The sequence below is a fragment of the Microbacterium sp. K35 genome, assembly GCF_004794375.1.
Lineage (GTDB): Bacteria > Actinomycetota > Actinomycetes > Actinomycetales > Microbacteriaceae > Microbacterium > Microbacterium sufflavum.
The window spans coordinates 1-316 of the sequence record NZ_SSDM01000253.1; the positions used below are offsets into that span (position 1 = coordinate 1).

The following is a 316-nucleotide window of genomic DNA, read 5'->3' on the forward strand; positions in this document are numbered from 1 at the left end:
CCTCGACGCCGTGGCCGCGGAGGCGACCGGAGCGCTGGTGGCGAAGAGCGGACAGCTCGGGGAGCCCGAGGCGGAGGCGGGCGCCGCCGGGAGCACGGGGGTGGGAGCGGGTACGACGACCGGGTCCGCGGCCGTGCCGGAGTCGGAGCCAGGGACGCGGGGGGACTCGCCGAGCGGGTCAGGATCCGCGGCCACGGGCGGGACTCCGGCGGACCCGTCGGAGTCGGGCGCGCATGAGGAGGGCGCGAGTGTGCGTCGCGTGCGGGTGCGCAACCCGCTGGGCATCCACGCGCGCCCGGCCGCCCTGATCGCGGAG

Annotated in this window: 1 pseudogene; it reads left to right on the forward strand. The window is 79.1% G+C overall.

Annotation, left to right across the window (positions count from 1 at the left end):
* A pseudogene (locus DW299_RS19050) lies at positions 1 to 316 on the forward strand (hypothetical protein); the annotation flags it as partial.